Origin of the sequence: Kordia periserrulae (assembly GCF_003054265.1) — a bacterium.
Lineage (GTDB): Bacteria > Bacteroidota > Bacteroidia > Flavobacteriales > Flavobacteriaceae > Kordia > Kordia periserrulae.
In genome coordinates, this window is the sequence record NZ_QBKT01000012.1 from 1 (window position 1) to 22,397 (window position 22,397).

The window sequence follows — 22,397 nt, forward strand, 5'->3', positions numbered from 1 at the left end:
GGGTGTTGGGTGTTGGGTGTTGGGTGTTGGGTGTTGGGTGTTGGGTGTTGGGTGTTGGGTGTTGGGTGTTGGTCGATTTGCTCATTGCTATTCGCTGTTCGCTCTTGGCTCAGTGAAATAGGTTTATGAGAAAAAATTCCATACTAATCCGAAGCGGATGATGAAGTCTCGGTAGGGTTGATTTGGCGCTGAGAAGAAATCATAACCAGTGAACGATGAGTTTACGTGTTCTAATTTGAAGTAAATGCGCGTTCTTCTTACTTTAGCGTTGATGAATACATCGAAGCGTGGAAAACCTCCGATTTTTTGCTGATTTTGACTGTAGAACTCGCCTAGCAATGGACTATATGCATTTCCAAAATACTCCGTGAAGTAGTTGAATGTAACACCTGTTTGGATGAATAATGCCTTCTTGAACCATTTATCTGTGTAATAGAGCGTGTTTCTAGTAACTAGCTCTGGCACATTGAACACATCACCTGTTTGCCCTACTTTTTGATACATGATGGTATTGTTGAGTGCAAATTTTCCGTAACGGAATTCGCGTCCTACTTTTACTTTTAAGTAGGTGATAGCATCTTCACTTTGTTGCGGCGCAACTTGCGCATCTGGCGTAAGACCAGAAAAGTATGTGAAATTGTCTAACGAAGTAAAACTTACATCAGCGTTGAGCCATTTTTTAGATTTTAGACTAAAGTTGAGACTTTGCGTACGCTCGTTTTTGAGATTGTTTCTCCAGTTGTAATCCATGTAATCACTTTGATTGACAATGAAGTTGAAGTTTGGCGCTTTGGAATTGATTACAATTGACGCTTCTACTTTTGCATCGTCGTTTAATTGATAGCGGGCGCGCCCTGTAAAGTAATTTCCGCCAAGTTCGCCAGAGATGTTTGCGAGTAAATCTGCTTTTAATTGAATTCCCGCAATGGTATGTCGCCATTCGCCACCGACTGCCAACACATCACCTTCTAGTCTATTGGGTACTACGCTATCATCTGCCAAGTAGAGAATTTTATCAAAAAAGTAATCCAATTTGGTATGATTGGCTTTGAATTTTACATCGCCGAAGGTTTTTGTGGTGTAGCTAAGGCTTGCTTCATTGAATAGTTTTCGCAGTTGCGAACGATCTCGAAGGTTTGTTGCCACAAAACTTTCTCCAAAAAGACTGTTTTCTCTATCTTGATTGTAGATGTAGTATTTTGTTTCGTAATTGAACGTGTGACCAATTCGCAAGTTGTTATCGCGAAGTGAATCTTTTTGCTTTACAATTTTATAGTCGTGTTCTAAATAGTAACGTTTTCCTACCAAAATACTTTCTGCATCTTGAAATTGTACTGCCAATCGCGAGCGATCTAAGAATTCTTCTACGCCATTGACGAAATCCGACACAGCTTCTGTGGTAAGACCACCATTTTCGTTATTCAATACATCTTGCGAATAAAAATGCGCTCGCAATCCGTAACGGTCATTTTTGGTGCGGTAGTTTGCCGTCAATTTAAAGTTCCCTGTACTGCTGAGTATGTTTTGATATTTTCCCAACGAACGCATTCCCTTGTATGCAATAGAGAAATTCATACGTTTAGAGGTATTCATTGTAATGAACGCTTCCAATAATTGTCCTTGCTCCATCGCTGTTTTAAAGAATAATTCTGTCGTTGGCGTTGGCACGTTGAAGTATTTTACATCTTCAATTTCGTCATAATTGAAGTGTTTTGCGCGCATTCCCATATTAGGAAGAGCTTGTGTTCTATCAAACGAATAGCCTAAATTGTTATAGGTTTGCCCTAAGTTGGAAAAAGGAATAAGTTCAAAATCGTCTCTTCGTAGGTAGTTGTATTTGTAATCTTTCTCAATGGTAAGTGTGGTATCAACAATCGTCGTATCACGGTCGTGAGAAATGATTTTATAGAGATTGATATCGTATTCTTTTCGTTTGCCAGTTTTGTCTTTTTCAGAGCTACGGTTTTCTCTATTTAACGGCTCTTCTCCTCGTTGGCTCATTTTCTGCTTTTTTTCTGGAACAGGCTTAAATTCTTGCGCTTGCACCGTAAAAACAGTCATACATATACATAAAACGAAAAAAATGTGCTTCACTTTCATACTTTTTTGAGCGTATTCTTCATCATACTATGAAATAATACGCTATCGACGCAACAAAAGTATACTTTTTGATTGAAATAAAAAGCCAAGTTTTGTTATTGAAATCATAAATTGTGGATTTTACTCGATAATCGAGATTTTAAAAGCTTTAATGCTTGTGCCAAAATGTTTTAATAGTGCCAACCGAAAACTTCGTAGACTCATCTTTATATAGTTGACAACGTATGGTTTTGTTTTTCTATTTTGATTTGACTGTGATAACTGATAGATTTGTCCGTAAAGATTTTACAGATGTTAGCATTGCAATTATTTGATGGACTCGAAGCTGGAACGGACGAAGCTGGACGCGGATGTTTGGCTGGACCTGTGACTGCTGCTGCGGTGATTTTACCCAAAAATTTTTCAAATGCTATCTTAAACGATTCCAAACAATTAAGCGAGCGAAAGCGCGAAATCTTACGTCCCGTTATTGAATTGGAAGCGATGACTTTTGGCGTGGCACATATTTTCCCGAAAGAAATTGATAGCATCAACATTTTAAATGCTTCTATTTTGGGAATGCACAAAGCGATTGACCAACTTTCAATAATACCTGAACATATTATTGTAGACGGAAATAAGTTTAAACCGTATAAAGAAATTCCGCACCAAACGATTATAAAAGGTGATGGAAAATATTTGAATATTGCCGCAGCTTCTGTATTGGCAAAAACCTATCGTGATGCGTATATGGAGAAGATTCATGAGGAATTCCCCATGTATAATTGGAAGAAAAATAAAGGCTATCCAACCGTAGAACATCGTGAAGCCATTAAAAAATATGGCACTACCAAATACCATCGCATGTCATTTCGGTTGCTTCCAGAGCAATATACGTTGGATTTGTAATCGCCTCATTTTAATACTTTTTAACCATGTGGAAAGAACGACTTGAAATTTTTGATGCTATTGTGGCAAAATGTCCGCGCTTTGAGCGAAAAGGAAAAAGCATGATTTATACGTCGGCAAACGGACACATGTTTGGTTTGTTGAACAAAGCGGGCGAAATTGGCTTTCGATATGACAAAGAAACGCAGGAAAAGTATATCCAAGAATTCAATTCTGAGTATTACAAATCGTATGGCGCTACTATGAAAGGCTATGTGTTGATTCCTGAAAACATGTTGGATGATTTAGACCGATTGGCAGAATTGCTCAACGAAAGTTATGACTATGTGATGTCGCTCGACCCAAAATGATGCGTTCTTGTTAATAACAACTGTAATTCTATTGTTGTCATACTATTTTCTGAATTTATAAGTTTTATATTTTTGTACACACATCATAAAAAGGGCAACAACATCACACGATGTTACAAAAAATCATTTCATGAAAAGAATCTGCATACTGCTGGGCATTCTTCTATTTTTTAGCTGCGAAACAGAAACGACTCCAAAAGAATATTCACTATTGGAATTTGCGCCGCAGGATGCTGCTGCTGTGATTCAGATTCAAGATTTGGAAAGTTTTCGTAGTGAATTGAAGAATAATCAGTTGTTAAAATCGTTTCGTCAGCCTGCTTTTAAGAAGGATTTTAATGCCTTTGTGGACTATTTACAATATGTACAACCCAATTCGAAATCACTCGTTAGCTTTCATGAATTAGGGAAAGATAGTTTTGAGTATCTGTTTGTGACTAAGTTTCACCCAAAACTAATTGTACTTGATTCCACCGTAAAACCAATCACAGAAAAAATCACCTATCAAAATAACACCATCACCAAAACAACGATTGGAAATCGTGCAAATTATACGTTTATCGCAGATAGTGTTTTTGTAAATTCTTCTTCAGAATTGTTGATTGAAAACTGCATTCGTTCCTACCAAAAAGCAACGATTCCAGAAACGCTCAAAAAAGTGTATGCCACGATTGACGAAACGAAATCGGCAACGATGTTCATCAATCCGAAATATGTTTCGCCTTTGTTGAAAAAGTTGTTTCCAAATGCAACTACCAACATCGTTTCTACAATTGGTCAGCAAGCTGCGCTGGATATAAGTATTTTGCCTGATGAAATTTCCTTTACGGGAATTGTCACCGCGAATGATTCTTTAGGTCACGCGTTGAGTTCGTTGAAAAATACGTCGCCAAGAGCATCGAAAATCGCAAAAGTGATCCCGCCGTTTTTTGACTATTTTACCTCTGTAACTTTTGATGCGTACGAGAAGTTTCACCCAAAAACGAAAAATTCACAGCTAGATGCCTTAGAAGAAGTGGCTACATTTCGTTTCAACAATACTACTTTTACAGGCTTGCGATTTATTTCTTCCAGTAATGAAGCCATTACCGAACTCGAAACCAAACCTGTTTTTAGCACCATTCGCAATACAAATATTTACGAGAATACCGACGAAACCCTTTTTAAAAATCATTTTACGCCGTTCATTAATTCGTTCGACAATAAAATTTTTACCATTTTGGACGAGTATATTATTTTTTCGGATGCAAAAGGCTTGCGCAGTTTGGCTATGCTGATTGGCATGTACAAAGATGAGCAAACGTTATCGCATCAGAAGAATTATCAAGAAACAATGAACGATTTGAGCGATGAATCGTCACTCTTGCTATTGGTAAATACGGAACAGTTCAAGAAAACATTCGCGGAAAGCACTTCAAAAAAATATCACAAAGAGATTCTCAGTATCAACTTTGAAGACTATCCATTTGCCGCATTGCAGTTTACTAACGAGCGTGGAAACGATTACGCACACGTACACGGAATGTTGAAGCGAAACACCGCCAAACCTTCTGAAAATACCATTTCGCAATTGTTGAATGTTGTGTTGGATCATCCTGCAGCAACGGCGCCTCAATTTGTGAAAAATCACATTACGAAACAAAAGGAAATTGTGGTGCAAGACAGCCAAAACATGTTGTACTTGATTGCAACTACAGGAAAAGTATTGTGGAAAAAGCAATTGGACGGCACGATTTTAGGCACGATTTCGCAAGTAGATTTGTATCGAAATGGACGTTTGCAGTTGGCTTTTACAACGCCGCAATCTTTTTATGTGTTGGATAGAAACGGAAACGATGTAAAGCCATATCCTACAAAAGCAAGCTCAACATATACGCAACCTGTCGCGATTTTTGATTATGACAATTCAAAAAATTATCGTTTTGTGTTTATCGAAGGAAATAATGTGATGATGCGCGATAAGAAAGGAAAGCAAGTCACAGGTTTTACATTTGCTGGCTCGGAAAACGATTTTATTCATCCGCCGCAGCATTTTAGAGTATTGACGAAAGATTATATTACGTTTCAAGAAAGCAACGGCAAATTGCATATTTTATCACGAACAGGAAAACCACGAATTACACCAAAGAAAAATGTACAGTTTTCAGACAATACGATGTACATTCACGACAATCTTTTTACAACTTCTGACAGGAACGGCAACTTGATTCAAATTGATCAAAAAGGAAATGTGCAAGCAACCAAACTGCCTGTAGAAAGCAATCATGCTGTGGTAATGACCAATAAAACTTTGGTGACTTTTTCTGAGAATAAACTACGTATTAAAGATAAAACGGTGGAACTCGATTTTGGCTCGTACAGCAAACCAAACATCTTCCTCATTCGCAATAAAATCTACGTAAGTATTACAGACAAAGACGCGCAAAAAGTGTATTTGTTTGATAGCAATGCGGAAACGATTCCTGGATTTCCTGCGTTTGGAACTTCCGCTGCCGATTTGGAGAATTTCGATAAAGACAACAAGTTAGAATTGGTTACCAAAGGAGAAAATAATACAATTTTGGTGTATAAGTTGAATTGAGGTGTTGGGTGTTGGGTTTTAGGTGTTGCATCTCAACTGCGCTCGATGTGACAGGTTTTGGGTTTTAAGTCTTGACTCTTAATTCTTGGTTCTTTGTTCGACTGCGCATGATGTGACAGATGTTAGTCTTGTTCTTTTCCGATGGTGTCAATTTCACCAATAACATCATCTTCTGTGCGTAATCGGCGAATGCGTTTTCTTAGAATAGAAGCTTCTAAAAAGCCTAAAAAGGCTGGAATTGCAAACAGAAAAAGAAAGAGAAAGTCTTTTGTATTGTATCCGTATTCAATAAATCGTATCATACTATATATTGCTGAACCTGTGATATATAAGAGAAATGCCGAAAAGCAAATGGTGCCAACCCAAAAGATTTTGCGTACGTTTTTGTGAATGTTTCGTTTTTCCTTGCTTCTGTAAAAACGAAAACTTTTAATGTGAAATAAAAATGCCAGAAAAGCAGATACAAATGCCAAACTCAAATAAATATAAAGTTCGGTTAGTGCAGGATTGTATTGTACTTTCGGAAGTTCAACAAAAACTACATACAATACAGCTCCCATCAGTATTAATGTCGCAACAATTAAAAGTATTTTTATTAAACGCATGCAATCAGTTTAGTTGAATTCGCCAATATCATCAATTTCCATTTTTATATCGCGCGTTTCTCTCAGTTTTTTAATGCGTTTTTGCAATTGTACTGTTTCTGTAAATTCTACAATACTAACAACGAATAATATAACAACCAGCACAAGTTCATCTGCACTGTACAAACCACTGGCAAAACGCGCGGAATTCCCATAAACAGAAAACGACAATAGTACAAATAGAAATATTGGAAAAGCAAAGCCAATAACCCAAAAAAGTTTGTGTAGCTTTTTGTCTAATCGCTGGTTTTCTTTGCGCCTATAAAAACGAAAACTTTTGATATGATATAAAATATTTAGCGCTGAAATTGAAATCAGCACTACAATAATTGTGTACATTATTGTATTAAAATTTCCTGGCACATTCATCATTGAGATTTGATGCATTGCTGATAAAAATACAATAATAATAAGCAATGAAACGATGATAAAAATTATTTTTAAAACGCGCATAAAAGAAAAAATTGGGGAGTACTCTTATAAAAAAGGGTTATATCTACACCTCAAATATAAGATTTTATGTCAATTATCGAATTCATATGACAGAATTATCACGATTCTTTGGTCGTTCCTTTGATATTTTCTATTTCTTCACGACGCTCCAAACGCTCTTTATGCGACACGATAAATTTATTTAAAACGTACATATCAAGCAACGTCCAAATTCCGAGAAGCATAACCACAATAGAAGGAATTATTTTGGAAAGTTCTTGCGTGCTTTGCAACCAAAAAACAGTGCTGTATATTCCTAATAGCAACAGTATCAATCCAAAAGAAATGTGCAATGCCCAGTATTTTTTAGAAAGTTCTTCCAAAGGCGCATTGAATTTTTTAAAAGGATAGAATTCTCTAGTTTTAAAGTGAAAATATACGCTAAACGCGCCTGTACAGCCCAAAAAGAAGATAGCTGGCGAGCGCATACCGTCAGCATTAAGAACTCGAAAATAAGTAATAACTCCCACAAATAATAAAACCATCGTAATGATAGCTGTAAAAATCAAAAGAAGGAGTTTTTGTGCTCTCATTTTACGGTTTCATAAGCGAGTTCAGCTTCAAATAAGGTTTCAAAATGACGCAATAATTTTTCTTTGACTTCTGCTTCGTCTATGTGCATTTTGCCCAACTCTACATTTAATGATGTCACTGCTTTTCCACGAATTCCACACGGAATGATATTGTCAAAATAGCCCAAATCGGCATTGACGTTCAGTGCAAAACCGTGCATGGTTACCCAACGACTCGCGCGAACGCCCATGGCACAAATTTTACGTGCAAATGGTGTTCCAACATCTAGCCAAACGCCTGTTTCTCCTTCGCTTCTGGTCGCTTTTAAACCGTATTCTGCCAACGTGAGAATAATCATTTCTTCCAGCAAACGTAGATATTTGTGGATATCTGTAAAGAAATTTTCCAAATCTAAAATCGGATAGCCTACAATTTGCCCAGGTCCGTGATAGGTAATATCGCCACCACGATTGATTTTATAAAACGTCGCACCTTTCGCTTTCAATTGCGTTTCATCCAACAACAAATTGGAAATATCGCCACTTTTTCCCAACGTATACACATGTGGATGTTCTACAAACAAAAAGTGATTTTTGGTTGCCAAACCTGCATTTTCACGTCGATTTTTAATCTTCGTATCTACGATTTCCTTAAATAACACTTCTTGAAAATCCCAGGTTTCTTTATAATCTTTCGTACCTAAATCTTGTACGTGTATTGTTTTGTTCAATGTTTCCATAATTTCGATACAAAAATACGATATTATCTAGGAAGAAACTCCTTTTTTAATCTTCTATTGAGTTAAGTCACTCCTAAATATACCAAAAGAGGAATTACAAACGTTTGTAATTCCTCTTTATAGTATATAATGTTTAAAATTTTACTTTTCCAGCTCTACTTCTACATTTAAAATTTCAGGATCATTCACAAAATCCAGCGCATTTACAGTGACCGTCACGCTTTTACCATCTTTTCCAATGACAGCATCTTCTAAGGAAACTGATTTTACCTTTTTTGGAAACTTGTAGTTCAACTTATACGTGGAAGAAGCTAATATCATTTGCATTTGTCCTAAATTAGTTCGCAACGAATCCATTAATTTAGTATCAACGATACGTATAAAACGGCGAAACTTGTTCTTTTTAAGGGAATATTCTGCAGTCAAAATATCGTCTGAATTTACATCTGACAACGAACTTATACTACCTTGCGTCATTCTATTTTGAGCTAATTTTCCAATAGAACTTAGTCCATCAAATGCATTTTGTACATCATTGATACTTGAAAAATTCATATACATATCTGTATTGAGCTTATCTTTATCTGAATCCAAGACCACATGAAAGTTCAATTTTGCAAGACCTTGAATCAATTCTTGATCTCTTTTTGGCAATTGATTGATGTACTTTTGTTGCCCTGCGAATACTTCTTTAAAAGAAATCAGTGAGTCCAAAGATTTCATTTCTGCTGGAATTTGACTTTTCATCATCGGCATCAACTCCGATGCGTCTAAATACATTGACATTTTTCCTGAACCATCTTCGTTGATATAAATAGTTTCCGAAAATTCACAACTGGTAAGCGTTGCTACTGCGACTAAAAGTCCTAAAAAGATTTTTTTCATTATGTTTATTCTTGTAAAATTAATTATTTATCTGTCGGGATTGTTAACAATAACTAACGCAGCAATGGTTCCCGGAACCCAACCGCAAAGCCACAAAATAAAGACAATTATTACAGAACCGCAACCTTTATCTAACACAGATAACGGCGGAAAAATAATTGCCAATAATACTCTCCATATACTCATGCTATTTTTTTGTTTGTTGATTGATGATACTTGTAAGACCTTAAAAAACAGCAAATGTTACAAGAACACTACTGTAGTAACGCAGTTTGTCTTCAAATATTTCCAAATCAATACATTGGCATACTAACGAAATTGTAAGTATCTTTGCAAACTTAAATTTACACATAATATTATGCAATTATCAGAGCAAGAAATCGTTCGTAGAGAAAAACTTTCAAAGTTACGCGAACTCGGCATTAACCCGTATCCAGCAAATTTGTATCCTGTAAATCATACTTCGAAACAGGTAAAGGAAACATTTGCAGAAGGTAAACAGGTGATAATTGCAGGAAGATTGATGTCGCGTCGCATTCAAGGTTCTGCCTCTTTTGCGGAATTGCAAGATTCAGAAGGAAGAATTCAAGTGTATTTTAACAGAGACGAAATTTGTCCTGGAGACGACAAATCACATTATAATGATGTCTACAAAAAGTTATTAGACATTGGCGATTTTATTGGAATTGAAGGCGAATTGTTCACAACGAAAGTTGGTGAAAAAACAGTCATGGTGAAAAACTTTACCGTTTTAAGTAAAGCCTTAAAACCCCTACCAATTGCAAAAACAGACGCAGAAGGAAAAGTATACGACAAATTTGACGATCCAGAACAACGTTATCGCCAGCGGTATGCGGATTTAGTGGTAAATCCGGAAGTAAAAGAAGTATTTGTAAAGCGTACAAAGTTATTTAACGCCATGCGTAACTTCTTTAACGAAGCTGGCTATTTTGAGGTAGAAACGCCAATTTTACAACCGATTCCAGGTGGTGCGGCGGCACGTCCGTTTGTGACGCATCACAACTCGTTGAATATTCCGTTGTATATGCGAATTGCCAATGAATTGTATTTAAAGCGATTGATTGTTGGCGGATTTGACGGCGTGTACGAATTCTCCAAAAACTTCCGAAACGAAGGAATGGACCGTACGCACAATCCAGAATTTACCGCGATGGAAATTTATGTAGCTTACAAAGACTACAATTGGATGATGGAATTCACCGAAAAGTTGTTAGAACACTGTGCAATTGCCGTAAATGGAACCACAAAAGCTACGTTTGGCGAACATCATATTGATTTTAAAGCACCATACAAGCGCGTAACCATGACGCAATCGATTATCGATTTTACAGGATTTGATATTACTGGAAAGTCGGAAGAAGAATTGCGCGAAGCTGCCAAAAATATGGGTATTGAGGTAGATGAAACAATGGGTAAAGGAAAACTGATTGATGAAATTTTCGGCGAAAAATGTGAAGGAAATTATATTGAACCAACATTTATTACCGATTATCCAAAAGAGATGAGTCCGTTGTGTAAAGAACACCGTGACAATCCAGAGTTGACAGAACGCTTTGAATTAATGGTATGTGGAAAAGAAATTGCCAATGCCTATTCGGAGTTGAACGATCCTATTGACCAACGCGAACGCTTTGAAGCACAGTTGAAACTTTCTGAAAAAGGTGACGACGAAGCCATGTTTATTGACAATGATTTTATCCGCGCGTTGGAATACGGAATGCCACCAACCTCTGGTTTGGGCATCGGAATGGATCGTTTGATTATGTTTTTAACAAACAATGCGTCTATTCAAGAAGTATTGTTCTTTCCACAGATGAAACCTGAGCGTAAGCAAGTCGCACTCACAGACGAAGCCAAAGCTGTGTTGGATTTGTTGAAAAAAGCTGAACGTATGTCATTGAACGATTTAAAAGCGCAAGCTGGATTGTCTAACAAAAAATGGGACAAGTCTATCAAAGAATTGACCAAAAATAACCTCGCGAAAGTAGAGAAAAACGACGATGGTCTTTTTGTGGAAATCGTTTAAAACGCTTCAATTCTACATAGTATTATTTCAAAAATATTTTCAAAAAGGTTGTTTGGTATTATTTTCCAAATAACCTTTTTTATACCAATTAAACTATAAAATGCGACTTTAGATACGAAGTTGCTTTGGTATCATAGAACGCAGTGGATATTTTGCATAGCCTTAGCTACGGAAAAAATTCACAAGGAACTAGGATGCCAAATGAACGAGTTTATATGTTGCATTTTATAGTTTAATTGGTATTAGTTCTTCTTTACAACCCAATCTTCAATATCCATCGGCACTTTTTTGTTGCGGTATAGTTTTAGAAACGCTAGCATGTTTTTCGCGATAAATTTGGGTTGCATCTGTGGTTGTATCAAAATAACTTGACCAACAAAACCTTCTTTTCCGGGTGAAAAATCCAATGCATATTTATATGAGTTGTCTGCGTAAAATAGTACCCAATGCGGACTTCTGCTCGCAGGCAGTAATCTTTTATCATCTACATTCGCGTTTATAGTAAGCTTTTCCATACCAGCAGTTTCATATTCTTTATTCATATTTTCCATACGCCCATGTAACGAACGCCAATTAAAAAACGGCCCGTTTCCATCATACAACTCCAACATAGCAAACATTTCATCTGGAACATTTCTTCCAGCTTCTAAGACAAACTGACATTCATACTCCACACGTTTTGAAAAGGATGCTTTTTTAAATCGATAGCCAAAACTGAATTCCTTAGTAACATCCATCAATGCTTTTTTCAACGCTGCGGTATCGATTGTTGATGATTCTGTTACCGTTTTCGTATTTTCCAGCATCATTTTCCGCTTTGCATCTCTGTCTTTAAAATTATAAACGCTACTATTTGCAAACCTGTCTTGACTGTAAAAACTATACATTGGCACAGAATATTTATATTCAGTACTGTATGATTGGTTTGGAGTGTGTACTATTTTTAATGTGCCATTTTCAAACAACGCTATATAATAGTCGAAATCTTTGTTTGGATAGGTTTCTATAATTTTATTTTTAAAATCATTAATCAACATACATGCTAAAGCATCTTTTGTGTTCTTCTTTTCTTGTATATCAATCAAAAGCAAAAGTCTGTTTGTAGATTGCTTTATTTTGGAAAACAAGGCAACGTTAGAAGCGTCTACATTATAGTTGGAGAATGGAAAATCTTGTTTCAACATGTATGAAATGGAGTCTGTTTCCATATTTGGTGTAATCGCCAAACTTTTTTTATCAGTTAGATACGCGTCTTTGTATGTCGCTAACTCAGCTTCTTTTCGTTCCTCTTCTTTTTCGTATGCTGCATCTTCTTTGGCATTTTCAAAATACATATAACCGTAAAAAAACACTAACGACAAAACTTTGTATGCAATGAACGCAGGAACAATAAAATGCCAAAAAGGTCGCCTAACAGGCTGTTCTTTCAATGCTCTTTTAATGTCTTCAGGAAAGTTTTTCTTACCATTATACGCCTGACCGCAATGCGTGCATTCTGCATAGAGTCGTTTAGCAAGCGGAATTACAGGAATCCAAAACAAGTGGAAATAACTGGCTTCTCCAGAAACTACAAAAGAACTTTTTCGTTGACAGTTGGAACAAGAGGTATTTGCGTTGAGACGTTTTTCTTTGAGTTTAGAATCGCGTACTCCTAAGATTAAAAAGTATGTCATAAATATGCAATGAGTAGATACCAAATCTACCTTTTTTTATTCTGAAATACAATCCACAGGCTTTGATACAGAAATTTTCAGCGAAACTATTTTCAATCTTACACTTTATATCTAAGATGATTTTTTTTTGTTAAATACTCAATTTTTACAGCCTGTTTCTATAAATTTTACTAGCATTGTAGCACAACTTTGATAAATAAATAGACTTCTATCTAAACTTTTTATGTAATTAATTTCAAAATGTATGAGTTTATTTAGCTTGCTATTTTTAAGCATTATCATTATTTGTTTTTCATATCTTGTTGACTATCTTGTTTCAATAAAAAAAGAAAAATAAAACGAACAAAATTTAATAAAAGGAACTGCATAGTTCCTTTTTTTGTACTTTTAAAATTGAGAAAAATCAGATAGCTTTTGAAACGCTCCCGACGCTCAGAATACGACAAAAAACGAAATCGCTCCAAGAAACACTCGGAGCGAAAGTTTCACTTTTCCACAAAAACGGACAAAACTGCATCGCGTTCAAAAGCAAAATCGACTTCAAGTTCAAGTTCAGGTTCAAACGCTATTGACCGACTTAAAGGTTTCGAAATCAACGAAAATCACGAAAAAAAATACAAAAACAGAACTGTCAAACCGAAAAAGAAAACAGACTTTTCAGGCTTGAAAGCGTTTGTCATTTTTGGAATTCTCGCATTTTCAATCATACGTCTTGTGGTTAATTTGACCAGTTCACAAACTCAGAGTACACCATCAATCACGCAAGATAAAGCACTAGAAAGAATTCTTCAAGAAACAAAAAAATTTCGCGAAAACATAAGTGTCAGAACCACCGATTTTATTGTTGGCAAGAACAAAAATATCCGAGAAGTTACGCAACTATACAGAGATTCTACACTTCCCGTTCTTGAACACGTTACTATACGATTGTTCGAAAAATTTCATATGTATGACACTTCGCCTTTTCCAAATACAGAAGTTTTAGCCAAGTTCAGCAAATATTACTTTTTTTATGATCGTGTTGAAAAATCGCCCAACATGTCTATGAGCAAGCAATGGGAACAACTACGAAATACCATCGCAAATAACGTTACCACATGTGTTGTCGTACTAGAAAAAGGGAAAAATCGCACCTACAAAAACATGGAGATTGAAGAAATTGATTTTAAAATTTTATACAATGGCGCCGAACTTCACGGCGTCGCAACGTTGATTGCGTTTGAAAACACACGCCACTTTTTCCAGTTCTTTTCCAGAGAAAAACAAGCAGCACATTTTAGACGAAATTATCTTAGAAAATACTTAGATTACTATTTGAAGATTCGTTGAGTTTTTCTTAGTAAAATGTATAGGTATATCGTATGGTCAATATACGCCTATCTTTAAAGAACATGTCTGTTTTATACGCTAAACCATTTGATTTATAAAATTTCTTAAATGTATAATGACCCTCCAAACTTAAACAAGGATCGGAATAATATTGATATTTTTCTTTAACTCTACCTTTTGCGTCATACATTATTTTTGTTGACAAGTATTCTATCGGTTGAAAATTAGCATACTCATCATTAAAAAAACGGATTCGGCTTTCGTCAAATTCTTTTTCTGCTACCAATCGCAATTGCGCATCGTATTCATAACAAATTAAGTTTGCCATTTCACCTTTTTCATAATGTGTTTCTTCTATTAAATTGTCATACACATCATACTCGAAGGTTTTATAAAAATTGGTCAAACTATCTTCATCAAGCATTACAGATTTTACAAGACGATTTTTTTCATCATAAAAGTTCCGAAATGCATCAGGATGGTTGTACGAGACATTACCGTGTTCATCATACTCTTTCTTTATCACATACACGTCTGTAGAATCTGATTTACTGGTTCGGATTGTAGCGATGCACCTATTTTTTTCATCATATTCATATTCAAAATAAGAGTCAATTCGCTCAAAATCCCATTTGATACAATTTCCTTTGTTGTCGTACGTTGTATGCGTAGTGGAGCAACTTTCCTTTTTATTGTTGTAATACATTTTTTCCGTAACAGACTTTACCTTGTTTTTTACCAAAACTTCAGTATACTCTGAAACTTGAGCGCTTAAAGAATACATAAAGAGAATTGTGACAGTAAGAAGAAAACGAATTTTCATGTGTTTTTGATTGCGTTAATTTTCCAACATTCGCAACACCGCTTTTTCATAAATTGCTTTTACACGACTGTATTCTTGCGGATTGCTGTTTAAAAAATGCTCAATCATCACGCCAGAGTTGATTTCTAGCACTAAAAATTCGCCAGAAGCAGTTTCAACAACATCTACAGAACAAAAGCGAATGTTGATGGCGTTTGCAGCTTTTACAGCCAATTGATTTATAGTTTTATTTTGAATAATTTCCGCCTGTGCGCCTTCTCCTAAATTGCTTTTCCAGTTCACGTTGATGATTTTCCCTTTCGGGAGAATATCACTCAGTTTGTGAGTTTTCGTATTGGAAAACGTAGCCAATACACTGTCTAAAACTTCGGCTGAAAAGGCTTCTTGTAACAATTCGAGAATGGTTTTTGAACCATCAGCTGTAACAAAAGGAATGTTTTTTTGGTATAACAATTCCACTTCACCATCTAAAATAACAGCGCGGTATTCTTTTTTTATATCATAAAACGGTGACAAACAAATACTACGATATTTTGAAAACAACTCGTGAATCGACTGTTCAAGTTGTGTGACGGTTTTTACTAAAAAAACATCATTTCCACCTGTTCCATCGACAGGTTTACAAACAATATGTTGGCTATTTTCAGTAAAGAAACTTCGTATTTTTTCCCAATTTCCAATGCTTCCCACATACTTTTCCATGGTAGGATTCAAAAATAAGGTATGGACAACTGTGGGAATATTGGCAGATTGCAATAAATCTGTAGTCGCCGTTTTATCGCCTGCAATCATCTTGGAAGTTGCAGAATTCAATTCAAAATTATAGCCAAACACATGTTTCTGAACATGGTTTTTGGTCAATTTTAAAATCCAATCGTATGAAAATGATTCAATAGCAATTCCGTGTTCGTTGGCAATATCATATACAATACGAACTAAATTTCGTTGGCTGTTGGTAATGGCTGTCATCTATCAATTTAATAAAGAATAAAAGTAACGCAAAGATTGCGAAGCACCATGAAATCAACCATAAAAATCAGTTGCATCAACGACCAAAGTGGTCAATTCAACGTCATGTCCGTCCAAATCTTTTGTATAAATGGAATGAAAATAATGATGATCTTGAAAAGAATAGTCAATTCCCAAACTTTCATAATGCTTGCGAGCTTTGGCAAACGCTTCATTACTCACATGAAATGCAAAATGGTCAATCTTAACATTCATAGATGACGAATCTAGTTTCGGGTCATTCGTATTCGCAGGAAATAAGGCAATTCCTGTTTTTCCCGACAGCATAAAAATTGGGAAATCGCCCCATTTGGGCAATTGATACCGTTGCAAACCCAATACTTTTTCGTACCAAGCTACAGAAGCATCGATGTCTTTCACACGAATTGCCACATGATCTAAAAAGTCTAACTTAAAATCTACCATTATTTCATCATATTAACGTTTAAAAATACATAAAACTAATGTAGTTTCGTTAGATAAAATCACAACACATCCAAATTCAACTGATTGGTTTGTTTTCCTTTAGACAAAGCTATATAACTCTGCACGCTTCCCAAATATGGAAGTAAGGTCAATTGGGTAATGATAAACTTTTCATACGCTTCTACATCTTCCACCACAAGTTTTAACAAATAGTCAAAATTGCCTGTTACGCGGTGACATTCCACTACTTCTGGGAATTCGTTAATCTGCTTTACAAACTTTTCCAAATAGCTACGCGTATGTCCTTGCAGCGTAATGCCAATAAAAACGGTTTGTTTCAATCCTAACTTTTTCGCGTTTAGTAGTGCCACATAGTTGTCAATATAGCCTTCTTTTTCAAGCTTTTTAATACGTTCAAAAACTGGCGTGGTTGACATTTGTAATTCCTCTGCCAAACTCTTGGTCGTACGATTGCTATTCTGTTGCAAGAGCTTTAAAATCTTCAAATCAATTTGGTCTAATTTCATAGGTTTTCAGATAAAAAATATAAAAAAGCCGCACCAAACAGCTTCTAAAAGAAAAAAATAAAATTAAAAGTCAAAAATAAAGAAAAAAATACTAGTTAAACTACTTCTAATAGTGTATTTGCATTGAATTACTTTAAATTCAGTATTTTTGTTCGCCTTTCTAGAAAAGAAATATTGAAAAACAAACGCTCATGCCTATTGTACCGTTGAAAATGCCCAAAATGGGTGAAAGTATCTCTGAAGCGACTGTCATCAGTTGGCTAAAAAATGTAGGAGATACCGTCGAAATAGAAGAAACTATCTTAGAAGTTGCTACTGATAAAGTAGATTCGGAAGTACCGTCGCCTTGTACAGGAACGATTACTGAAATTCGTTTTCAACCCAACGACATAGTGCCTGTTGGAGAAGTGATTGCATTGATTGATGCTTCCGAAGTTTCAGATGCCGAAGAAGATATCTCAAACAATACTACTAAAGAAGAAACTTCTGTAAAAACTCCTGCTAAAGAAGCGACTATTTCACAGCCAAATCACTCAGAACTAGCAACTCAAAACGCAGAATTTATACGAAATCCTGATGCTTTTCTTTCACCATTAGTCGTTAGTATTGCGAAAAAAGAAAACATGACGATTGAAGAAGTGCAAAGCATTCCAGGTACAGGAACGGACGGACGTATTCGCAAAAGCGATGTCTTTAACTATCTTAAAAATAGAGCCTATCCGCTGGCAAGTCGCCCGCAACCACAACCACAACAACCGAAAAGCAATTACAATCCGCCACCAATCAAATTTGTGGAAGGACACGACAATGTGATTGAAATGGATCGCATGCGAAAAATGATTGCGGATCACATGGTATATTCCAAACATACCTCGCCACACGTGACTGCATATATTGAAATTGACGTGACCAATATGGTGAATTGGCGAAATGCAAACAAAGTAGCTTTTCAAGAAAAGTATGGAGAGCGACTCACCTTTACACCATTATTTGTAGAAGCTGTTGCCAAAGCCATTATTGACTTTCCAGGCATCAACGCTTCGGTAACGGAAGACGGTAAAAAAATCATAGAACGCAAAGACATCAACATCGGAATGGCAACTGCTTTACCAAGTGGAAACTTGATTGTACCCGTAGTCAGAAATGCTGATGAGAAAAACTTAAAAGGTTTGGCTTCGGAAGTCAATCACTTAGCCAATGCTGCACGCGATAACAAACTTAAACCTGAAGAAATTCAAGGAAGTACATTTACAATCTCGAATGTAGGAACCTTTGGAAGCTTGATGGGAACGCCTATCATCAATCAACCCGAAGTTGCCATTCTCGCCTTAGGAATCATCAAAAAACGCCCTGAAGTTATCGAAACTGAAAACGGAGATGAAATTGCCATCAGAAGCATGATGTATCTCTCACTATCATTTGACCACAGAGTTGTAGATGGTTACCTTGGCGGGTCATTCCTAAGAAAAGTAGGTGATTATTTAGAACAATTTGATGCGAATAGAAGCATTTGAAACTGAACTTGAACTTGAAATCAAAACGTCACTTCGAGTGAATTTGCTGCTCATTGAGCCTGTCGAAATGCAGCAAATTAGTATCGAGAAGTACTATGAAACGAAAACAGACCTGAGATATTAATATTGAGTAGTGAGATTTCTTCGAATAAAAGCAAAGAGCAAATCAACAAAAAACGAAAAACAAACAACAAGCAATAAAAAACCCCACAAAATGATACAAACGCAACACATACACATCACACAAGCAAAAGAATCCAACGTATCAAAACTTGATTTTGACAACATTCCGTTGGGAAGAACTTTTACTGATCACATGTTTATCTGTTCGTATGAAGATGGCGCATGGCAAACGCCAAGAATTGAACCTTTGGGAATGATTCCAACACATCCCGCAGCGATGGCATTGCACTACGGACAAGCTATTTTTGAAGGAATGAAAGCAACGGTTGACGAAAATGGGGAGCCCTTATTATTTCGTCCAGAAGAAAATGCAAAGCGTTTAAACTTTAGCGCGCGTCGTATGGGAATGCCTGAATTTCCAGAGGAATTGTTTGTGGAAGGACTTAAAAAATTGGTAGATATGGAGCGCGGTTGGATTCCGCCACAAGAAGGAAGCGCCTTGTATTTACGTCCGTTTATGTATGCTACAGAGCCATTTATTGGCATGCGTGCCGCGACAAGTTATCACTTTATGATTATTGCGTCACCTGCAGGACCGTTCTTTACGAAGCGAATCAAACTATATGCAGAAACCAAATACATTCGTGCGGCAGAAGGCGGAACAGGAGAAGCAAAAGCGGCGGGAAACTACGCGGCTGCCATTCGTCCAACGGAAATTGCAAAAAGTAAAGGATTTGACCAAGTATTATGGTTAGATGCGCATGAATTTGAATACATTCAGGAAGTAGGAACCATGAATATATTCTTTAAAATCAACGGGAAATTCATCACGCCAAGTTTGGATGGTGCTATTCTAGACGGAATTACGCGAAAAAGTGTCATCACAATTCTAGAAGACAACGGTTACAAAGTAGAACAACGTCCTATCAAACTTTCAGAAATTATCGAAGCTTCTAACAACGGAACGCTTGAAGAAGCTTTCGGAACAGGAACAGCCGTTGGTATTGCGATGATTCAAGCTATTGGATACAAAGACGAAGAAATTCACGTATCTGACGAAAGTCCTGTCGGGCAACTAGTCATGGACACCATCAACGGAATTCGCTCAGGAAAACTAGCAGACACGCACAACTGGATGGTTGCAGTGAAGTAGTTTTGAGTATTGAGATTATTTTGAAATGTTGAATGCTGAATTTTGAATTGACACTTCGACAAACTCAATTAACTTCACAAATCCACAAAAAACAAACAATAAAGAACTAAAGCGAAGTGACCAAAAACATGAACAAAAAAACACTAGAAAAAGGATTTTCATTGCTCTGTACAGCAAAAGCAATGGCAACATTATACGAAGACAATTTTAAGCAAGTTTCTAAATACGTACATGCAACTTCACGCGGACACGAAGCGATTCAGTGTGCAGTGGGCATGCAATTGCTTCCGCAAGATTATGCCTTTCCCTACTATCGTGATGATGCCATGTTGCTTTCTATCGGAATGCGTCCGTATGACTTAATGTTGCAACTCTTAGCTAAAAAAGACGATCCGTTTTCTGGTGGACGTACCTATTACTCGCATCCAAGTTTAAAAGATGCAGACAAACCTAAAATTCCACACCAATCTTCGGCTACGGGAATGCAAACCATTCCTGCTACAGGTGTTGCGATGGGAATGAAATACAAAGAAATCCAAGGCATTGAAGACCAAGCGGCAAAAGATTCTCCGTTTGAAGATACGCGCGATTTGAATCCAATCACGGTGTGTTCATTGGGAGATGCTTCGGTGACCGAAGGAGAAATTGCAGAAGCGTTTCAAATGGCAGCCTTAAAACAATTGCCTATTCTCTATTTGGTACAAGACAATGGTTGGGATATTTCCGCAAATGAAGCGGAAACCAGAGCGCAAAATGCCGCAGAATATGCAGAAGGTTTCAAAGGATTGGAAGCAATTTCTATTGATGGTGCTAATTTTATAGAAAGCTATCAAACGCTGGAAAAAGTGATTAAAACTATTCGTGACGAACGTCGTCCTATCTTGGTTCATGCGAAAGTTCCATTGCTCAATCACCATACTTCAGGTGTGCGTATGGAATGGTACCGTGACGATTTGGAAGAAGCACGCTCGCGCGATCCGTATCCTGTGTTAAAACAGCAGTTAGTAGACAATGGTTTTTCTGCGGAAGCCATAAAAAAGATAGAAACAGACGCTATTGCCAAAGTAAAAGCTGATTTTGAAGAAGCGGTACAAGCAGAAGATCCAACACCAGCCGATTTATTTACACACGATTTTGCTCCAACACCTGTAACAGCTGAAGTTGGCGAACGCAGTCCAGCACGCGAAGAAAAAGTCGTGATGGTTGATTGTGCCTTATTTGCGGTTGAAGAACTCATGCGCGAACACAAAGAATGTCTGCTTTACGGACAAGATGTAGGCGGCCGTTTGGGTGGTGTTTTCCGTGAAGCGGCAACCTTAGCGCAAAAATTTGGAGACGACCGCGTGTTCAATACGCCTATTCAAGAAGCCTTTATTGTGGGTTCTACGGTGGGAATGAGTGCGGTTGGACTAAAACCCATCGTGGAAGTTCAGTTTGCCGATTATATTTGGCCAGGACTCAATCAGTTGTTTACGGAAGTGAGTCGTTCGTGTTACTTATCTAACGGAAAATGGCCTGTTTCTATGATTCTACGTGTGCCGATTGGGGCATATGGAAGTGGCGGACCGTATCATTCATCTTCGGTAGAATCTGTTTTAACGAATATTAGAGGTATCAAAATTGCCTATCCAAGCAACGGAGCCGATTTAAAAGGTTTGATGAAAGCAGCTTATCACGATCCAAATCCCGTAGTTATTTTAGAGCATAAAGGTTTGTATTGGTCAAAAGTACCAGGCACCAAAGGCGCAACTTCGATAGAGCCTTCAGAAGACTATATGTTGCCTTTCGGGAAAGCAAATGTGCTACAAGAAATATGGAAGCAAGACGAAAAAGAAACTTTAACAGTGATTACCTACGGAATGGGAACGCATTGGGCAATGAATGCTTCGGAAGGACGACGCGAAAATATTGAAATCATCGACTTGCGAACGTTGTTTCCATTAGATGAAGAAACAATTATCGAATCGGTTCAAAAAACAGGAAAGTGTTTGATCGTTACCGAAGAACCTGTCAACAACTCGTTTGCGCGCGCTATAGCGGGAATGATTCAAGAAAAATGCTTTAAATATTTGGATGCGCCAGTCATGGTAATTGGTTCGGAAAACATGCCTGCCATTCCACTCAACAGCACATTAGAACAAACTATGATTCCATCTACAGAAAAAGTAAAAGTGAAGATTGAAGAGTTGTTAATGTTTTAATTGTCAATTTGTTAATGTGTTAATTTGATGATTTGAAAATACCTAGCGTCTAGCAGCAAAGTGAAGTTTTCAAAATCAAAATAATAGATTCCTGCCTACGCAGGAATGACAGGTTGAAAAAAACGAAAAAACTTGAATTGAGCAAAGCGATAGAAAAAAAGTCTAAAAATCTAATAGCAAAGCGGTCTAGACTCTAGCAGCGAAGCGAATCTAATTCTTAATCGTAAATATATAAAATTACGCTAGATGCGAATTCTAATAGAAACTTAAAATATGCTAATTTAAAGCGTTTGCAACCATAAGATAAGAGCATTTTTAGTCCAAAAACATCAAAACTTTTATGGATTTACAGACGAAAATCAGTCATTTTAAAAAAGCTGC

The 22,397-nt window shown here is 36.7% G+C and carries 20 protein-coding genes; 8 read left to right on the forward strand and 12 right to left on the reverse strand.

The features are described 5' to 3' along the window. Nucleotides 1-123: 123 nt before the first annotated feature. Nucleotides 124-2,001 (reverse strand): putative porin, encoded by a 1,878-nt coding sequence (locus tag C8N46_RS18380; protein WP_245896956.1) that lies wholly within the window; start codon nt 1,999-2,001, stop codon nt 124-126. Nucleotides 2,002-2,391: 390 nt separating this feature from the next. On the opposite strand from C8N46_RS18380, the gene C8N46_RS18385 reads away from it, so the two are divergent. The 3 genes from C8N46_RS18385 to C8N46_RS18395 all read left to right on the forward strand — a co-directional run bounded on the left by C8N46_RS18385 (nt 2,392) and on the right by C8N46_RS18395 (nt 5,919). After that, complete coding sequence (locus tag C8N46_RS18385) at nt 2,392-2,988, forward strand: ribonuclease HII (RefSeq protein WP_108116578.1); 597 nt, start codon at nt 2,392-2,394, stop codon at nt 2,986-2,988. Between the two features lie 26 nt (nt 2,989-3,014). Then, nucleotides 3,015-3,338 carry a TfoX/Sxy family protein gene (locus C8N46_RS18390; protein ID WP_108116579.1) on the forward strand — a complete coding sequence of 108 codons (324 nt, stop codon included), beginning with the start codon at nt 3,015-3,017 and terminating at the stop codon, nt 3,336-3,338. Between the two features lie 130 nt (nt 3,339-3,468). Next, nucleotides 3,469-5,919, forward strand: a complete 2,451-nt coding sequence (locus tag C8N46_RS18395) for a PQQ-binding-like beta-propeller repeat protein (protein WP_108116580.1) — start codon at nt 3,469-3,471, stop codon at nt 5,917-5,919. 122 nt (nt 5,920-6,041) lie between these two features. On the opposite strand, the gene C8N46_RS18400 is transcribed toward C8N46_RS18395, so the two are convergent. The 6 genes from C8N46_RS18400 to C8N46_RS18425 form a co-directional block, all read right to left on the reverse strand. After that, nucleotides 6,042-6,524, reverse strand: coding sequence for a hypothetical protein (locus C8N46_RS18400; protein ID WP_146169881.1), 483 nt, complete (start codon nt 6,522-6,524; stop codon nt 6,042-6,044). Between the two features lie 9 nt (nt 6,525-6,533). Continuing rightward, nucleotides 6,534-7,016, reverse strand: coding sequence for a hypothetical protein (locus C8N46_RS18405; protein WP_108116582.1), 483 nt, complete (start codon nt 7,014-7,016; stop codon nt 6,534-6,536). A gap of 98 nt (nt 7,017-7,114) precedes the next feature. Continuing rightward, on the reverse strand, nt 7,115-7,588 hold the full coding sequence (locus C8N46_RS18410; protein WP_108116583.1) for a hypothetical protein: 474 nt from the start codon (nt 7,586-7,588) through the stop codon (nt 7,115-7,117). Then, nucleotides 7,585-8,298 (reverse strand): lipoyl(octanoyl) transferase LipB, encoded by a 714-nt coding sequence (lipB, locus tag C8N46_RS18415; protein WP_108116695.1) that lies wholly within the window; start codon nt 8,296-8,298, stop codon nt 7,585-7,587. The genes C8N46_RS18410 and lipB overlap by 4 nt, the downstream gene beginning before the upstream one ends. Nucleotides 8,299-8,448: 150 nt before the next feature. Next, nucleotides 8,449-9,192 (reverse strand): hypothetical protein, encoded by a 744-nt coding sequence (locus C8N46_RS18420; RefSeq protein WP_108116584.1) that lies wholly within the window; start codon nt 9,190-9,192, stop codon nt 8,449-8,451. A gap of 27 nt (nt 9,193-9,219) precedes the next feature. Next, nucleotides 9,220-9,378 carry a YqaE/Pmp3 family membrane protein gene (locus C8N46_RS18425; protein ID WP_108116585.1) on the reverse strand — a complete coding sequence of 53 codons (159 nt, stop codon included), beginning with the start codon at nt 9,376-9,378 and terminating at the stop codon, nt 9,220-9,222. Between the two features lie 172 nt (nt 9,379-9,550). On the opposite strand from C8N46_RS18425, the gene lysS reads away from it, so the two are divergent. After that, nucleotides 9,551-11,239 carry a lysine--tRNA ligase gene (gene lysS, locus C8N46_RS18430; protein WP_108116586.1) on the forward strand — a complete coding sequence of 563 codons (1,689 nt, stop codon included), beginning with the start codon at nt 9,551-9,553 and terminating at the stop codon, nt 11,237-11,239. A 242-nt stretch (nt 11,240-11,481) separates the two neighbouring features. Here the strand turns inward: lysS and C8N46_RS18435 are convergent, their stop codons facing one another. Then, a complete protein-coding gene (locus C8N46_RS18435) occupies nt 11,482-12,912 on the reverse strand; it encodes a zinc-ribbon domain-containing protein (RefSeq protein WP_108116587.1) in 1,431 nt (476 codons plus the stop codon). A 414-nt stretch (nt 12,913-13,326) separates the two neighbouring features. Here C8N46_RS18435 and C8N46_RS18440 point away from each other — a divergent pair, with 414 nt between their 5' ends. After that, a complete protein-coding gene (locus C8N46_RS18440) occupies nt 13,327-14,241 on the forward strand; it encodes a hypothetical protein (protein ID WP_108116588.1) in 915 nt (304 codons plus the stop codon). Between the two features lie 7 nt (nt 14,242-14,248). On the opposite strand, the gene C8N46_RS18445 is transcribed toward C8N46_RS18440, so the two are convergent. From C8N46_RS18445 to C8N46_RS18460, 4 genes are read right to left on the reverse strand one after another with little or no spacing between them, the layout of a single operon-like run. Beyond that, nucleotides 14,249-15,064 carry an RHS repeat domain-containing protein gene (locus C8N46_RS18445; protein WP_211314514.1) on the reverse strand — a complete coding sequence of 272 codons (816 nt, stop codon included), beginning with the start codon at nt 15,062-15,064 and terminating at the stop codon, nt 14,249-14,251. A 15-nt stretch (nt 15,065-15,079) separates the two neighbouring features. After that, nucleotides 15,080-16,033: an ATP-grasp domain-containing protein gene (locus C8N46_RS18450; protein ID WP_108116590.1), complete on the reverse strand. Its 954-nt coding sequence runs from the start codon at nt 16,031-16,033 to the stop codon at nt 15,080-15,082. Nucleotides 16,034-16,087: 54 nt separating this feature from the next. Continuing rightward, entirely contained in the window at nt 16,088-16,498 is a 411-nt protein-coding gene (locus C8N46_RS18455) for a VOC family protein (protein WP_108116591.1), read from the reverse strand. A gap of 59 nt (nt 16,499-16,557) precedes the next feature. Then, the gene (locus tag C8N46_RS18460) at nt 16,558-17,025 is read right to left on the reverse strand and encodes an Lrp/AsnC family transcriptional regulator (RefSeq protein WP_108116592.1); all 468 of its coding nucleotides are present in this window, start codon (nt 17,023-17,025) and stop codon (nt 16,558-16,560) included. A gap of 191 nt (nt 17,026-17,216) precedes the next feature. Here C8N46_RS18460 and C8N46_RS18465 point away from each other — a divergent pair, with 191 nt between their 5' ends. From C8N46_RS18465 to C8N46_RS18475, 3 genes are all read left to right on the forward strand, one after another. After that, the gene (locus tag C8N46_RS18465) at nt 17,217-18,539 is read left to right on the forward strand and encodes a dihydrolipoamide acetyltransferase family protein (protein ID WP_108116593.1); all 1,323 of its coding nucleotides are present in this window, start codon (nt 17,217-17,219) and stop codon (nt 18,537-18,539) included. Nucleotides 18,540-18,753: 214 nt separating this feature from the next. Beyond that, nucleotides 18,754-19,815, forward strand: coding sequence for a branched-chain amino acid aminotransferase (locus C8N46_RS18470; RefSeq protein ID WP_108116696.1), 1,062 nt, complete (start codon nt 18,754-18,756; stop codon nt 19,813-19,815). A 128-nt stretch (nt 19,816-19,943) separates the two neighbouring features. Further along, nucleotides 19,944-22,016: an alpha-ketoacid dehydrogenase subunit alpha/beta gene (locus C8N46_RS18475; RefSeq protein WP_108116594.1), complete on the forward strand. Its 2,073-nt coding sequence runs from the start codon at nt 19,944-19,946 to the stop codon at nt 22,014-22,016. Nucleotides 22,017-22,397: the final 381 nt, after the last annotated feature.

Bases quoted from the DNA above. Each gene is read 5' to 3' on its own strand.
- C8N46_RS18380 (WP_245896956.1), bottom strand. From the start codon at position 2,001: ATGAGCCAACGAGGAGAAGAGCCGTTAAATAGAGAAAACCGTAGCTCT.
- C8N46_RS18385 (WP_108116578.1), top strand. From the start codon at position 2,392: ATGTTAGCATTGCAATTATTTGATGGACTCGAAGCTGGAACGGACGAA.
- C8N46_RS18390 (WP_108116579.1), top strand. From the start codon at position 3,015: ATGTGGAAAGAACGACTTGAAATTTTTGATGCTATTGTGGCAAAATGT.
- C8N46_RS18395 (WP_108116580.1), top strand. From the start codon at position 3,469: ATGAAAAGAATCTGCATACTGCTGGGCATTCTTCTATTTTTTAGCTGC.
- C8N46_RS18400 (WP_146169881.1), bottom strand. From the start codon at position 6,524: ATGCGTTTAATAAAAATACTTTTAATTGTTGCGACATTAATACTGATG.
- C8N46_RS18405 (WP_108116582.1), bottom strand. From the start codon at position 7,016: ATGCGCGTTTTAAAAATAATTTTTATCATCGTTTCATTGCTTATTATT.
- C8N46_RS18410 (WP_108116583.1), bottom strand. From the start codon at position 7,588: ATGAGAGCACAAAAACTCCTTCTTTTGATTTTTACAGCTATCATTACG.
- C8N46_RS18420 (WP_108116584.1), bottom strand. From the start codon at position 9,192: ATGAAAAAAATCTTTTTAGGACTTTTAGTCGCAGTAGCAACGCTTACC.
- C8N46_RS18425 (WP_108116585.1), bottom strand. From the start codon at position 9,378: ATGAGTATATGGAGAGTATTATTGGCAATTATTTTTCCGCCGTTATCT.
- lysS (WP_108116586.1), top strand. From the start codon at position 9,551: ATGCAATTATCAGAGCAAGAAATCGTTCGTAGAGAAAAACTTTCAAAG.
- C8N46_RS18435 (WP_108116587.1), bottom strand. From the start codon at position 12,912: ATGACATACTTTTTAATCTTAGGAGTACGCGATTCTAAACTCAAAGAA.
- C8N46_RS18445 (WP_211314514.1), bottom strand. From the start codon at position 15,064: ATGAAAATTCGTTTTCTTCTTACTGTCACAATTCTCTTTATGTATTCT.
- C8N46_RS18450 (WP_108116590.1), bottom strand. From the start codon at position 16,033: ATGACAGCCATTACCAACAGCCAACGAAATTTAGTTCGTATTGTATAT.
- C8N46_RS18455 (WP_108116591.1), bottom strand. From the start codon at position 16,498: ATGGTAGATTTTAAGTTAGACTTTTTAGATCATGTGGCAATTCGTGTG.
- C8N46_RS18460 (WP_108116592.1), bottom strand. From the start codon at position 17,025: ATGAAATTAGACCAAATTGATTTGAAGATTTTAAAGCTCTTGCAACAG.
- C8N46_RS18465 (WP_108116593.1), top strand. From the start codon at position 17,217: ATGCCTATTGTACCGTTGAAAATGCCCAAAATGGGTGAAAGTATCTCT.
- C8N46_RS18470 (WP_108116696.1), top strand. From the start codon at position 18,754: ATGATACAAACGCAACACATACACATCACACAAGCAAAAGAATCCAAC.
- C8N46_RS18475 (WP_108116594.1), top strand. From the start codon at position 19,944: ATGAACAAAAAAACACTAGAAAAAGGATTTTCATTGCTCTGTACAGCA.